The sequence below is a fragment of the Streptomyces sp. NPDC036813 genome (genome assembly GCF_055609245.1).
Genome location: NZ_JBVJPV010000028.1, coordinates 20,852 through 34,200 on the forward strand (window position 1 = coordinate 20,852; position 13,349 = coordinate 34,200).

The window sequence follows — 13,349 nt, forward strand, 5'->3', positions numbered from 1 at the left end:
CACCGTCCTCCGCCGCAGCCGACGGCAAGCCGTCGCCCTCGGGATGCCTCGCGTCGGACCGCCCATCCCCGACTTCCACCCTGGCAGAAGCGCATGACCAACATGAGCGACGGGCGCCGGGCCGACTCAGCCCGGCGCCGGGAGCGCGTTCTCAAGGCCCTCGACGCAATGCTGCGAAGCGACACCGACATCACCGTTTCGGCTCTCGCCCGCACGGCGCGGGTGGATCGCACCTTCCTCTACCGACACCGCGACCTGCTCCAACTGATCCACGCGGCCGCCGCCGCCCCTCCCCAGGAGGGGCGGATCGCAGCCGTCAGCCGGGCCTCCCTGCAGGCCGACCTGGCCAACGCGCTGGAGCGGAACAAACGCCTTGCCACGCGGGTCCGGCAGTTGGAAAAGCGCCTCTCCCAGGCCCTCGGCGAGGCTGCCTGGGCCGAGTCGGGCTTGGGGGCGCCAGCCGACACCGACCAACTTCAACAACGCGTCACCATGCTGGAACAGAACCTCGCCGACATCCAAGGTCAGCTCGATGAACGCGACGACGAACTGGAGGCTGCCCGAGCGGCCAACCGCGAACTGACCCGCGCCTTAAACCAGCGCGAGTGACCTCCAACGCCCGCGGGAGGAAGACGAAATGTCGAGGGTGACGGCGGCAGAGAGATGCCGGCGCGAGCGGCGCCGTCGGGGCACGAGGCTCAGAGGGCGGGGGCGCGAGCAGGGCCGCAGGGCGATGGCACGACGCCACCGCATGGGTGCGAGCAGCGGCGGGTGCGGCATTGCGGCGGTCGCCTGTCGGCGCAGGGCGGCGTCTGCAGCGACCGCCGCTGTCAGCTCATGGCCGTTGGCCTCCGGGCGGCCCGGAGGCCAACGGCCATGAGGTGTTCCGGCAGAGGGTCCGCGTGGCTGGGGACCGGGGACCACGCCCGCGCCCTGCGCGTCTCGCGCCGCCGGGGCTCCTTCCCGACGTGCCTGGCGGGCTATCCGGCGGAGGCGGTGCCCGGCGACCCGGCGGACATGTCCCCGGCGATCTAGCGGGCGGATCGGGTGTGCTCCCGCACGGTCGCCGCCTCGCTCGCCGTCGTCCCGGCTCCGGGCTCGGCGCTCTTCTTCGCGAACCCGCGCCGGCCAGGCAGGACCGCGAGGACGATCAGTGTTCCGGCGGCCATGATGATCCCGCCGATGAGGCTGGTCTGGGCGACTCCGTGGGCGAAGGCCTGGTGGACGGCGTCCACGGCGGCCTGGGCCTGCTGGGGCCCGGCGGAGGGATCCTGTGCGACCCGCTGCGCGACGGCCAGGCCGGCGCCGACCGAGTCCTTGGCGGTCTCCATCGCCTCCGCCGGGAGCCGGTTGCCCACCAGGTCGGTCAGTTCGTCGCGGTAGGCCGTGCCCAGCAGTGAGCCCAGTACCGCGATGCCCAGCGCCCCGCCCAGCTCGAGCGCGGTGTCGTTGACGCCGCCGCCGACGCCCAGCTCGGACTCGGGGAAGGAGCCCATGATCGTGTCGGTCGCCGGGGAGATGGCCAGGCCGAGCGCGAGGCCTAGCATCATCAGTGGCGGCAGGAAGTCCCCGTACGTCGAACCCTTGTCGATCTGGGTGAGCAGGAACATGCCCGCCGTGCCGATGGCCAGGCCGGTCACGGCCATCACCTTCACCCCCAGCTTCGGGGTGAGTATCCCGGTCACGGCGGACCCGAGGAACACCGCACCGCCCAGCGGCAGCAGCCGTAGGCCCGTGTCCAGGGCGCCGTAGCCGAGGACGAACTGCAGGAACTGCGTCGAGTAGTAGAGCACGGCGAACATACCGAAGAAGAAGAACATCACCGCGAGCATCGAGCCGGTGAAGGGCCGCAGCGCGAACTTTCGGACGTTCAGCATCGGGTGCGGGTGCCGCAGCTCCCAGGCGACGAAGGCGATCAGACCGGCACCGGCGACCACGGCGGCGGTGACCGGGCCGGCGCCCCAGCCGAAGTGCGGGCCCTCGATGGCGGCGTAGATCAGGGAGCCGACGGTGACGATCGACAGCAGACCACCCACGTAGTCGATCCGGCCCATGCCCTCCGCCTTGGACGGCGGCACCAGGGCGAGCGCGCCGAACACGGCGAGGACGGCGATCGGCACGTTGATCAGGAAGGTCGAGCCCCAGGCGTGGTCCTCAAGCAGCCAGCCGGAAACCAGGGGGCCGACGGCTACCGCCAACCCGGAGGTTGCGGCCCAGGCGGTGATGGCCTTGGTCCGCTCGCTGCGGGGGAAGGTCGCGACCACCAGGGACAGCGTGGCCGGCATCACGACCGCGGCACCGACACCCATGATCGCGCGGGCCACGATGACCAGCGAGGTCTCGTCGACCATGCTCCCCATCACCGAACCGCCGGCGAAGATCAGCAGACCCAGCACCAGCGCGCCGCGCCGGCTGTACTTGTCGCCGATCGAGCCCAGCACCAGCATCAGCGCCGCGTACGGAACGGTGTAGCCGTCGACGACCCACTGCAGATCACTGCTGCTCAGGCCCAGATCGGTGGTCATGTCGGGGGCGGCCACGATCAGCGACGTGTTCGCCATCACCGTGATCAGCAGGCTCAGGCACAGCACGAGCAGCGCCCACCAGCGCCGCGCATAAGGCCCGGCCATTTTCTCCACGGGGGTGTTCACAAGGAAGGACATCAGTAGCTCCTGAGAGGGAGGGGCGGACGAGCGGAATCACTCAATTGCCCGTGAGACGAGCGGGCGACGGGCTGAGATCTCAGGACTTCAAGATCATCGTGTGGCCGCTTTGGGGCTTCCCTCGGTGATCGCCTGGAGCGCTGCCTCGGTGTCCGCGACGGCCAGCACCTTGTTGATGTCGATGCCGGCCAGTGCGCCGGCCGCTGCGGAGGCCCCGACCTGGGCGACCGGATCGGTGACGTTGCCCGCCACCCACACACCCGGCACCTCGGTGGTGCCGTCCATGCCGGAGGCGAAAGTGCGGCCCGTCGGCAGGTCCTGCACCGGCAGGCCCAGACCTTCCAGGCCCTCCGTGCGGGCCTGCATCTGCGGAACGACCCCGAGGACGCGGCGGGCCACGACCTGGCCGTCGGCCAGGCGCACCCCGGCGAGGGAACCGTCCTCGCCGCTGACGACCTCGGTGACCGGGGTGTCGATGACGCGGATGCCGCGGGCGGCAAAGCGGGCGCGGCTGTCGTCGTCCAGGTCGGTGCCGTGGGTGAAGTAGATCAGGTCCTCGGTCAACTGACGGAACAGATACGCGGGGCCGATGGAGGCAGGGCCGGTGGCGAAGATACCGATGGGCTCATCGCGCACCTCCCAGCCGTGGCAGTACGGGCAGTGCACCACACCGTGTCCCCAGTGTTCGCCGAGCCCCGGCACCTCGGGCAGCACATCCCTAAGGCCGGTGGCCACCAGGATGCGGCGGGCGGTGACGCTGCGGCCGTCGGCCAGGGTGACAGTGAACCGCAGGTCCCCGTCCAGCAACGGGGCCGCGGATTCGGCCGAGACCACCGTGCCGTGGACGACGCGTCCGCCGTACTGGCGCACCTGCTCCCGGCCCCGTCGAAGGATCTCGGACGGCGGGGTGCCGTCCAGGGCGATGAGGCCGTGAACGGCCTCCGCGGGCGCGTTGCGCGGGGAGCCGCTGTCGATCACGACGACCGAGCGGCGGGAGCGGGCGAGGATCAGCGCACCGTTCAGCCCTGCGGCGCCCCCGCCGATCACCACCGCGTCGACGGTTCCCTCGGCCAGTGCGTCGCTCCCGTATGGAGGAGTGGTCACAGCCGTGGCCTCCTGCTTTTCCTTGTCAGTCATGGTTCGGTCAGTCCTTCGAGTTCTGGGTGGTTGCAGGGGGGCAGCTGTTCAAGAAGCCCGGGAAAAGGTCGACGACCGTCGTGGGCTGTGGTGGAGAGTCCGGCCCCGGTTTGCTCGTGAGCAAGGCATCGCCATGCCGGACGGCGCGGAGGAGTTCAAAGGCATGGATTGCCCTCGGTCGCGCCAGGCGTCCAGACGGCTTGTCCGGTGAACCCAAGGCCGTTATGGACTGAACAGTCAGAAACCTAGGTGGTTCTGTACTGAGTTGTCAAGTACGACGGGTCACCCCTCGCTCACTGCGACGATGTACAGAATGTCGAGTTTGGGCTTCTGGGTGATCGCAGGCTTGGCCGGAAGCGGGGCACCGTTCAGGACGGGGTCACGAAGGTGGCGTTCACGATCACCACCCACCGCCACGACGCCCATTGCGTGAGCGTGTCGCCGGGCAGCAGCCCGAACCGCTCGATGGTTTCGGGCCCGCAGATGCCGGTGATGCCCTCGCCTGGGCGGACAACAGAAGACCGCAATGCCACGCTCTCATCGAGACTCGTGGTCAGGCCGTGATCAGCTCCGGTGGTACCAGCCATGTCATGAGGCGGAGCAGTTCAGCGACTTTGGCGTCGAATGGTGCTCCGACCTCGGCGATGCGGGGATCGTACGGCCCGGTCGCAGACACGGGGCTGGCCCAGCACACCGGCGAGACGGTCGGCTCGTCGTCGCGGCCGATGAGTGGAGTACCGAACGGGTTCTGCGGCACAGATGAATCCTGGTATCCACCCCTGACAGCCCTGGTCGGCCACACTCGGCGCAGCGTGTCCGCCCAGTTCGCCGACACGCCCCGCCGGTCCCGGTGTGGGCCGGTCGGCGCGGTGGGCGGCCGGGAGCCAGGGCCGGACCGGGATCGTGCAGCTCGGACGTCTCGAAGTTCCAGAACCAGGCTTCCCCCGGCTCGTCACTGCGGATCACCGGATGGCCTGCGCTGCCCCGTACTGCAGGGTCAGCCGGCTAGTCGGTTGAGCTTGCGGATCTGCCCGTCGAAGGCGCGCGAGGGCACGATCCGGCGCAGGACGCTGACGCGTTTGGCCATCGAGCCGGCGGTGTACCGGAGCTTGGGCCTGGAATCGGTGGCGGCCGCGACGATCACCTTCGCGACAACGTCCGGGGCGTCGGCGTTGCGCACGGCCGTGGCCAGCACGTCTCGGGAGACCTCTCGCTGCGCGGCGTAGAGCGGCAGGGGCGAGTCGGGTGCCATGCTGCTCGCCTCGAAACTTGTGCTGGTGTAGGCCGGCTCGATCAGCAGCATCCGGACGCCGTGCTCGCGAAGCTCGTGGTCGACGGACTCGGAGTAGCCCTCGACCGCATGCTTGGTGGCGGCGTAGACGGCCATGAAGGGGGCCGGGATCAGACCGAGGACCGAGGAGACGTTGAGCACGCGGCCACTGCCCTGGGCGCGCATGTGGGGCAGTACTGCGTTGGTCATCCGCATCAGGCCGAAGACGTTGATGTCGAAGACCTCCTTGGCCTGGCTGATAGAGCTCTCCTCGCCGGCGCCGACCGCGCCCACGCCGGCGTTGTTGACCAGGAGGTCGATCCGACCGAACCGATCGATGACCTCCCCGACGAGGGCGCGGACCGACTCATCGCTTGACACGTCGAGATCGAGGAACGTCACCCCGGCGAGCGGCTCGGCCTTCGCTGCGTTGCGGCTCGTGCCGACCACCGCGAAGCCGGCGCCCACCAGGGCGAGCGCGGCCGCCCGCCCGATCCCGGAGGAAGCGCCCGTCACGAGGGCCACTCGGTGAGCTGTCTGCATGGTGGTTCCTTCGGTTGTGGGCATGGCTTCGTCGGGCGCTGCGCGGCGTCGCCCGCGCTGAGGCCGACACGGTCCGCGCCAGCTTTGCAAGCCCGGACCACGCCTGTCCGGCGAGCTCAGGACGGTTTTTTACTGAACAGTCCGAAACCTAGGCAGTTCTGTACTGAGTTGTCAAGAAGGGTCGGTCGGCTTTACCTTCTGTGCATGGCGAGACCACGAAGCTTCGACCGCGACCACGTCCTCCATGCCGCCGAGCGGCAGTTCCGCACCGCGGGCTACAACGGCACGAGCGTCGACGACATCAGTGCCGCCACCGGCCTGGGCCGCGGCAGCCTCTACGGCGCGTTCGACGGCAAGCACGGCGTGCTGCTGGAGGCTATGACCGGCTACTTCGGCCGGCTGGCGCAGGGTCCGCGCAAAATGCTCGACGGACCGGACGAGGGCGCCCTGGAACGATTGCACGCGTACTTGCTTCGCGCCGTCCACGGGGTGCCGCTCGCCGCCGACGTACCCCCCGCCCCCGACCGGGCGGGATCGGCCTGCTTCGCCGCCAAGATGGCCCTGGAGATCGGCGCCTCCGACCCCGAGGTGAAACGCCTGGCCGGCGAATGCTTCTCGGTGGTCCTGGCGGCGGTGACCGAGTGTGTGCGAGCGGCACAGCGCAACGGCGACATCGACCCCGACGCGGATCCCGACGACCTCGCGTACCTTCTGCTGACCATCATCCGCGGCAGCGATGTCGTCGGCGCGTACGGCCACAGCCCCGACCGCCTGACCTCGATAGCGGAGAGCGCGTTCGCCTTGCTGCCTCGCCCGCGCCACCGCTGAGAAGGCCAACGAGGAATTGCAGAAGCAGCAGAGGCCCGGTTCGCCTTCCCGGTCGAGGGCGTGACCATGACGGTGGTGAAGGACGAGGACATGTTCGAGTCTTCTGGTCCAGCTGAACCGTAACCCGCGTCAACTGGACGTACGGTGCGCGGAAGCTTGGTCCACGGTGGTCTCGGCACCGTCGCGTTCGGTAGTAGGCATGGAACCGCGGTGCCCATACAGGGCGTCCTTGGCTTGCCGGCTATTCGTGCTCATACTGTGGTCCGGCCACGGGAGATGGTGCAGCATGGACAACGATGACCGTCCGGAGCCGCGTTGGTCCACTACATCGCCTGCGGAGCTCGACCGACTGGCACATGGGGTACTGAGGGCTGCTCGTGACGCGGCCCGGGAACTACGCCGCAGCCCTGAGGACCCGCACAAGCAGACATGGGCTCTGGGTGTCCTGGCGGGACACGTCCGGGCGATGCTGGGCCCCGATGAGCCATGCCCTCCGCCGACCGGGGTTGCGGAACAGGAGGAGTTCGTCCGGACCGCTCTCACGCTTGCCGTGCACGTACGGGCGCGCAGCTGGGCACAGGCCGACCTCGGCGTGAAGAACCCGTCCGACGTACCGCACCCCGGGGAGCAGCAGGCGGCCGACGCCTTAGACGTTCTGGGACGGCTGATGCTCCCGCATGCCTCGCCCGAAGGCTGGACCGCCACTCTCGTCACCGACTGGGCCCGCGGCAGCGAAACACTGGAGGCAGCGGTCAAGCTGGGCAAGTACATCCTGCACCCCACCTTCCTCACTTTCGTCGACGATCTGACCCGCATGCTCGGCAAAGCCATGCACAAGAGCAACGTCGATCGCCTACACAAACTGGCCGACCAGCTGCGGGCTTGTGCCGGGGATCTGGCCGAGCCCCTCGCCATTCCAGTGGAGGACCCCCTCGCCGCTCTGCTGGAGGACCTTGATGCCACTCCAGTGGACGGCCAGCAGGCGACCGTCCCGGAACCACGCGAGAAGCGGCAATTGGACGTGCTGTCTGACGACGAAGAGGAACGGCCACGGCGATCCCCGTACGGTCGTATCTCCGCCGAGGAGCTCAAATCCCCTCAGAAGTTCGAACAAGGAACTGAGCTAGCCGGCCTTGACGACCATTCAAGCTTCGATATGGATCTCTAATCTCCGCTGTGAGAGATCACCCGTCACCCTCTCCGCGGAGTAGCACGGCCTTCAGGAAACGAACGTTTTCTGAAGATCGGACTGCGAGGCCGCACGGACCCTGCAGGGCCTTCAAGGAACCCTTCAAAAACCTGAGTGGTTCAAACGGCACTTCCTGTACCGCAACTACTCACACCCGGAGCAAGCGCCGACGGCGGAACGCTAGCCGAACACGCGGGACTTGACACAGAAAGGCGTCCGCGACGACGGGAAGGGAGATGCTGCCCGTCCGCCGTCGATGCTCGGGGCTTCACCTGAAACGGCGATACCACCACACATGTTGCACCTGCTAGCGTCCACCCAACCGACGCTGAGCTGCGCAAAACCGAATGAGCCTGCCTCGCACTACGGGTGCTGCCCCAGAGAACCGCCGTCCTCACGGTGGTACTGGTGAAAGCGGATGCTGTGGTCCTCGGTCGCACCGACCACATTGATCGGCACCGTGACCAGGCCAAAGCTGATGGCACCGCTCCAGATCGTCCGGGGCATGAAAGGTCCTCCGTGGTAGCCCCGAGCACCCCCAGCCTACGAACCCCGCACTACCGGCGCACCGCACCATGCGCCGCCCAGGGCACGGCGGGAGGCTTGAGGCATGGTCCAGGTGATCGTGTATCCACCCGACAACCAGGGCGGCCGGCGCGTGAGAGCAGGCGATACGATCCTCGGTCGCGCCTACCGGCTGCGCGACGTGGTCGCCTTCCTGCAGGACGCCGGCATGGAAGGTGTCGACGACCTCGACATCATCCGCTCCGACGACATCGAGTGGCGCGGCGGCGGTCCGGACGTATGGAGCTAGCCGGTCTCGGAAATGCTGTGCTCGCGGTGCTCATCGTTGGTTGCGGGCGGCGCCGGATGTATGAGTCCGCCGGAGGCTCGTGCCGCCTTTCCAGCCACAGAGTTGAACGCGTTCAACTAGTCTGACAAGGTACCTCTCCTCGGCATAGCCCTATCGATTGGCCGAAACGGGCGGACGGCGGGAGGTCCTGATGGCGAGCGGCAGCGGGCTGCGTGCGCGGGTGGCGGCCCTCGGTGGCGGGATGGCGATTCTGGCTGTTCTGACTGCGTGTGCCGGCCCCTATCAGTACTACAGGGGAACAGGGATCCACGACACCACGGCGGCCGAAGTCGCTGGGGGCTGGGAAAACGTCGAGGGGACGCACGTGGTGCTTCGCACAGACGGAACGGCTCTCGTCGAAAAACTCGACGGGCAGGACTTCGACTTCGAGGACGGCTGGCGCCTCTCCGGTACGGGAACCTGGCAACTGACCGACGACGACGGCGGACAGGTCGTCCGACTCGCGCTGACAGCCCGGACCCGAGTGGAGAGCCGGTCCCCGACGGTCCCTGACACGTCGGCTCCTGGACCACCATCGACATACGCGTGGTCCTTCTATGTGGACCGGGATCAGCACGACGAGTTGAAGCTGTTCTTCTTCTACGGCGATCCCGACATCGGAAACACATACCTCATGACACGCGAAATGGGTTCGTAGCCGTTCGGGATAGCTGCAACCGCACAGTCGCCTCGTAGCGGGACCGCGAGCGTGTCATCGCGTCCGGGAGTGAGAGCAGATTCCTCCCGGGCGCGGTCCCAGGCTCCCGGCCGGGACCCTCACTTTGCCCTGCCTACAAGGCCACTCCAGGCTGGCAGCGCCAGGTGAGAAGACATCTTGAAAGATCCCTCCGCGAATGTCATCGGCGCCCACCGTCAGAGCCCCCCTGGGTCGAGCTCAGGACAGCAGGGGGGAGACGGTTTGCGACGGCATGCGCATGGCACTGGGGCGTCCTGTAGCCGGGTCGAGCCGGTAGGCGACTCCGTACTCGCGGGCAAACCAGTTGGCCTCCGCCACCGAGCCAGTGAGAGCGCGCAGGTAGTACGCGTAGGCGACCGAGTCGGTCTGCCCCGGGGTGAGGGTGAGGCGCCAGCGGTTGTCTGGGCGGTCGAAGTGGGCGGTGCGCACGCGCTCGACGAGGCCGTCGGCCGGCGCCACGCGCAGAACCGGGGCGAGGTGGGTGTAGACGCGCAGGGCATCCATCTGCGCAGGCCGCAGCTCGATCACCCGCTCCTCGTCCGCGCGGGGTTTGCTGTTGAGGGCGGGGGCGGGAGCGGCGTGGAGGTAGGTCAGTACGTCGTGGCCTTGGTCGCTGAGGCGGGCCGCCCACAGCACGGGGCGTCCTTCGTGGGCGGACAGTTCCGCGCGCATTTCACGGCCGGCGAGTTCGACCAGGCCGTGGGCGGCCGCGCTCTGCAGAGATTGCTGCAGGCCGGGCGGCACGTCGGTGGACAGCACCCAGCCGTACACGGATTCCGTCTCCCGTTCGCGCAGGGCGTGTAGGGCGTCCAGCCGTGCCTGCCGCGCGTTCGTGATCACCCTTCGCCCTCGCCCGATGTCCGAGCAGACGGTAGAGCCTGGAGAGCAAGAGAGGCGAATGATTCCACGACCGTCCTGCGCTCGTGGTAGGAGCCGGGAGGATGCGGGTGGGGCCACCCCCGCCGACGAGGGTGGCCCCACTGTGTTGGCGCCCGTGCTGCCGGGCGTCAGTTCATGCCGCGGGTGGGGTCAGTGGTGGTGTCCACCGCGGTGGTGGCGGCCCCAGGAGAGGTCGTCGATGAAGCGGCCGTGGTCGTTGCGCAGGGTGGCGGTGTCGTGGTTGTTGTTCCACACGTAGTTGTGGCGGTCCTGGAACAGGTCGTGCCGGTTGTCGCGGCCTACGCCGCTGTGGATGCGGACGGTGGAACGGCCCTCCAGGCGGAAGTGGTGGAAGGTGTAGGTGTGGCCGGCTTCGTCGCGGAGAGTCCAGCCGCCCAGGTTCACCGCCCGGCGGGTGCTGTTCGTGACCTCCACCCACTCGGCGTTCAGAGAGCGATTGGAGCGGTCGTCCCGTCCCGGGGAGTCGTACTGCACCGCGCTGATCTTCACTGCCGCACGCTCACGCGAGCCGTGGTGGTGGTCGGCAGCCATGGCCGGCAGCGCGGCGGCACCGACCAGGGCGGCAGCCACGGCGGTAGCGGCGGTCAGACGGCGGGCGGAAGAAGAAACGGACACCAAGGTCCCCCTTCAGGGTGCGCACACCCAAGCCGGAGACAGGCGGCGCTGCCGCACCTCCGGCGGGTGCGTTGTGCTGGTGTGAGGCCGGTCGGCCGCACCCGCACACCATGCAGTCGCCACCCCCGGCGTGTGTGGGAGATTCGGGTCGTTATTACGAATTCAACAGAGTTTTCTCACTCTCACCTGTAATGGCCATCGAAAGCAGTGAATGCACTAGGTTGACGCCCAGCTTCGGGTGCAGGCGCTGCAGCGCCCGGGTCGAGGTGACGGTCCGCCAGGTCCCGCCACCCCACCGACCGAGAAGCGTTCACTCGAAAGTGAGTAACGGCGGACACTGCCAGGCGACCACCCGGCCTACCGCGCCGCCGGGAAGCCCGCCGGCGCGCGGCCCGGCCCGGGAGATCGCGCAGCACTGGGACGCCTTGGGCATGCGCTAGTAGGCACCCAAGGCGTGGTAGCGCCACGCCGGTCGGGCACATTGCCCAAGCTTCCTCGGTCTAGCCTGGTTGGTCACCTGCGTGAATGCGGGGTGCTGAGCGGCCCCTTCCCTTCGCCGGGGGGCCGCCCAGTATCAGCAGACCTGATCACCGGCCTCGTCTCCGGCCGGATCGTCGGCCTGGACCACGAACGCCACGATCCGCTTGCCCACCGGCTCCTGGTGCGTCTCGAAACGGTGGCAGACAGCCAACCCGCTTGGTTTTGTCCACGAGAGCGGCTGCCGTCTCGCGCCGTGACCGAGAAGGCCACCAGCCACGCGATGATCATTCCACTGTGAGTAACAGGCCTGTCCCGGCCGTCAGGGCTTCGGGATGAAGGCAGGATCGATACCCATCGCGGCAACACCCTCGCGCAACGGAGCGGTCGAACTGCTTGATCGCCGCTACCAAGACATCCCAGGTGACGGCAGAGGTCCAGAAGTTCGGCGTGAGGAGGGAGCCGACCGCCAGCCGTCGATGGAGTTCACGATGCGAATCCGTCCCTCCTCCGCCTGCATCGAGTCGAGCTCGAAGTTCTCAAGGCCGGCAGCCGGCCTTTGCATCCAGAGCGCCGAGTGGTACGCCAGCTCGGCCACGGGGAACGCCTCTTCGGACCACACCACCCGTCCCTGCTCCTGGATGGAGAGCTCTGCCTCGACGTCGAGGAGAGGCACTTCCAGGGGGGCCTCTTGGGGGGTGAGCCCGCGCCGCGGGCAGATCCGAAAGCCCGAAGTTTCGGCAGACGAACCGCACCGCATGGCCTCCATGTGATCTGAGGCCCTCGGCTCGTACAGGCCACCCTCTCCGCCGACGAAGATGGTCGCGAGCTGGGTTGAGGGTTCGTCCCACCGGTAGCGGAAGTATTCGAATACCTCCCCGCCTGGCCATTGGGCCTCGTCCACGAGGAAGATGCGGGGGCGTTCGGCCAGGGCGGTCTTCGGCAGGCGGTCGAACTCGCTGGGGTGGCGCGGTGGTTCACCGGCCAGGTCGAGCGCGGTGAACAGTTCGTAGCGCACCGCGCGGGCGGTGGACGGGCCCGGAAGGTGATCTTGCGGACGTCCTCGTGCTCGGAGTTCGCGCAGGCAGATGTTGACGGCGAGGGTCTTGCCGAAGCCGGAGCCGCCGTGTAGCGCCGGCCGTCGTCGCGTAACACTCGGGTAGGTTCGGCGGAGCGGTGGAGACGCGGTCGAGGCAGCGTCATCCCCATTCAACAGCGTTGAGCCAGGCGTCGCCGGGCGGTGGGACGAAGAAGTAGCCGCCTCCTACGGTGAGCGTGTACTTGGCCATCGCCTCACCTTGCAGCCTGCGCTGCACCGCTTCAAAGCCCGTGGCCGTGTCGCGCTGGAAGCAGCAGAAGATCAGGCCCCGGTCGTCGGAGCCCTGGTCGTAGTTGTAACTGCGACGGACCACGGGCGGCGGATTACGCGGGTCCGGTGCCGCTCTGCGGACGTGCGCGTCGAGCGGAGTGATGTGGCCGCGTGGGTCGGTGGCGAAAACAGGCCGCTCATCGCTGCTGCTCCCGTCCAGCCAGCGCCCGTCCTGGCGGCGCCCAATGATGCGCTGCTGCTCGTGCACAGGTTCACGGTCCCAGAAGTCGGTGGCTAGCCGAATGGTCCGTATCACCTGATAGCTGCCTCCGACTGCCCAGGAGGGCTCATCGTCCTCAGGCTGAACGGTGGCGCGGCCGGCGATCTCGCTGACGGTGGCAGGGTTGCCGTACCCCTCAGTGAAATGGAAGGGATTACGGGCGAGGCCCCTGCCGTGCTCGGTACGGTTCTCCGGCCGCTCTCCCTCCAGCCGCCACCGCACCCGCCACTGCGGCAAGCCGCTGATCGCCCGTACCGTCGCCTCCCGCACCGCGTCGGCCGATGTACCGGTGACCTGCAACAGAAGATCCCCGTGCGATGTGAGCGGATCGAGGACATCCCCTGCGAACACCGGCATTTGCCGGAGTCGGCGAGGCCTGTAAGCCCCGTCGGCAAACACATTCGCCCCGAGCCCCAGCCAGGCATCCATCCGGCCACCGTCCAACGCCTTGACTACCCCATACGCGGCGCGCAGCGCCCTCACTCGCGACTCCGTATGTGAAGCAAGATCGAGGCTCAGGACGTGGGCATATGGGAGAGGAGCCACACCACGCAGATGAGCCGGGGCTACGTTCTCGGGAAGTGACTC

General features: G+C 68.2%; 13 protein-coding genes and 2 pseudogenes. 5 read left to right on the forward strand and 10 right to left on the reverse strand.

Annotated elements, in window-relative coordinates; all coding sequences use genetic code 11:
• The first annotated feature begins 93 nt into the window (after nt 1-93).
• Entirely contained in the window at nt 94-609 is a 516-nt protein-coding gene (locus ACZ67Q_RS37535) for a DUF6262 family protein (RefSeq protein ID WP_471191535.1), read from the forward strand.
• A gap of 422 nt (nt 610-1,031) precedes the next feature.
• Here ACZ67Q_RS37535 and ACZ67Q_RS37540 read toward each other — a convergent pair whose 3' ends face one another.
• The 5 genes and pseudogenes from ACZ67Q_RS37540 to ACZ67Q_RS37560 all read right to left on the reverse strand — a co-directional run bounded on the left by ACZ67Q_RS37540 (nt 1,032) and on the right by ACZ67Q_RS37560 (nt 5,613).
• A complete protein-coding gene (locus tag ACZ67Q_RS37540; protein WP_471191538.1) occupies nt 1,032-2,663 on the reverse strand; it encodes an MFS transporter in 1,632 nt (543 codons plus the stop codon).
• Nucleotides 2,664-2,756: 93 nt separating this feature from the next.
• The gene (locus ACZ67Q_RS37545; RefSeq protein ID WP_471191541.1) at nt 2,757-3,800 is read right to left on the reverse strand and encodes an NAD(P)/FAD-dependent oxidoreductase; all 1,044 of its coding nucleotides are present in this window, start codon (nt 3,798-3,800) and stop codon (nt 2,757-2,759) included.
• A 368-nt stretch (nt 3,801-4,168) separates the two neighbouring features.
• Nucleotides 4,169-4,387: a hypothetical protein gene (locus ACZ67Q_RS37550; protein WP_471191545.1), complete on the reverse strand. Its 219-nt coding sequence runs from the start codon at nt 4,385-4,387 to the stop codon at nt 4,169-4,171.
• 218 nt (nt 4,388-4,605) lie between these two features.
• Nucleotides 4,606-4,781 (reverse strand): annotated as a pseudogene (locus ACZ67Q_RS37555) (UBP-type zinc finger domain-containing protein); the annotation flags it as partial.
• Nucleotides 4,782-4,797: 16 nt separating this feature from the next.
• Nucleotides 4,798-5,613: an oxidoreductase gene (locus tag ACZ67Q_RS37560; protein ID WP_471191548.1), complete on the reverse strand. Its 816-nt coding sequence runs from the start codon at nt 5,611-5,613 to the stop codon at nt 4,798-4,800.
• Between the two features lie 204 nt (nt 5,614-5,817).
• Between ACZ67Q_RS37560 and ACZ67Q_RS37565 the strand changes: the two genes are divergently transcribed.
• Entirely contained in the window at nt 5,818-6,441 is a 624-nt protein-coding gene (locus tag ACZ67Q_RS37565; protein WP_471191551.1) for a TetR/AcrR family transcriptional regulator, read from the forward strand.
• 286 nt (nt 6,442-6,727) lie between these two features.
• Nucleotides 6,728-7,609, forward strand: a complete 882-nt coding sequence (locus tag ACZ67Q_RS37570) for a hypothetical protein (protein WP_471191554.1) — start codon at nt 6,728-6,730, stop codon at nt 7,607-7,609.
• 405 nt (nt 7,610-8,014) lie between these two features.
• On the opposite strand, the pseudogene ACZ67Q_RS37575 reads toward ACZ67Q_RS37570, so the two are convergent.
• Nucleotides 8,015-8,137: pseudogene (locus tag ACZ67Q_RS37575) on the reverse strand (Ku protein); the annotation flags it as partial.
• A gap of 103 nt (nt 8,138-8,240) precedes the next feature.
• Here ACZ67Q_RS37575 and ACZ67Q_RS37580 point away from each other — a divergent pair.
• Nucleotides 8,241-8,444, forward strand: coding sequence for a hypothetical protein (locus ACZ67Q_RS37580; protein ID WP_471191557.1), 204 nt, complete (start codon nt 8,241-8,243; stop codon nt 8,442-8,444).
• 190 nt (nt 8,445-8,634) lie between these two features.
• Nucleotides 8,635-9,141 carry a hypothetical protein gene (locus tag ACZ67Q_RS37585; protein ID WP_471191559.1) on the forward strand — a complete coding sequence of 169 codons (507 nt, stop codon included), beginning with the start codon at nt 8,635-8,637 and terminating at the stop codon, nt 9,139-9,141.
• 237 nt (nt 9,142-9,378) lie between these two features.
• Here the strand turns inward: ACZ67Q_RS37585 and ACZ67Q_RS37590 are convergent, their stop codons facing one another.
• The 4 genes from ACZ67Q_RS37590 to ACZ67Q_RS37605 form a co-directional block, all read right to left on the reverse strand.
• Nucleotides 9,379-10,020: a DUF6417 family protein gene (locus ACZ67Q_RS37590; protein ID WP_471191562.1), complete on the reverse strand. Its 642-nt coding sequence runs from the start codon at nt 10,018-10,020 to the stop codon at nt 9,379-9,381.
• Between the two features lie 189 nt (nt 10,021-10,209).
• Nucleotides 10,210-10,695 (reverse strand): lamin tail domain-containing protein, encoded by a 486-nt coding sequence (locus tag ACZ67Q_RS37595; RefSeq protein WP_471191565.1) that lies wholly within the window; start codon nt 10,693-10,695, stop codon nt 10,210-10,212.
• Between the two features lie 883 nt (nt 10,696-11,578).
• On the reverse strand, nt 11,579-12,385 hold the full coding sequence (locus ACZ67Q_RS37600) for an ATP-binding protein (protein WP_471191568.1): 807 nt from the start codon (nt 12,383-12,385) through the stop codon (nt 11,579-11,581).
• A complete protein-coding gene (locus ACZ67Q_RS37605) occupies nt 12,372-13,307 on the reverse strand; it encodes a Dyp-type peroxidase (protein ID WP_471191627.1) in 936 nt (311 codons plus the stop codon). Before ACZ67Q_RS37605 ends, ACZ67Q_RS37600 begins: the two co-directional genes overlap by 14 nt.
• Nucleotides 13,308-13,349: the final 42 nt, after the last annotated feature.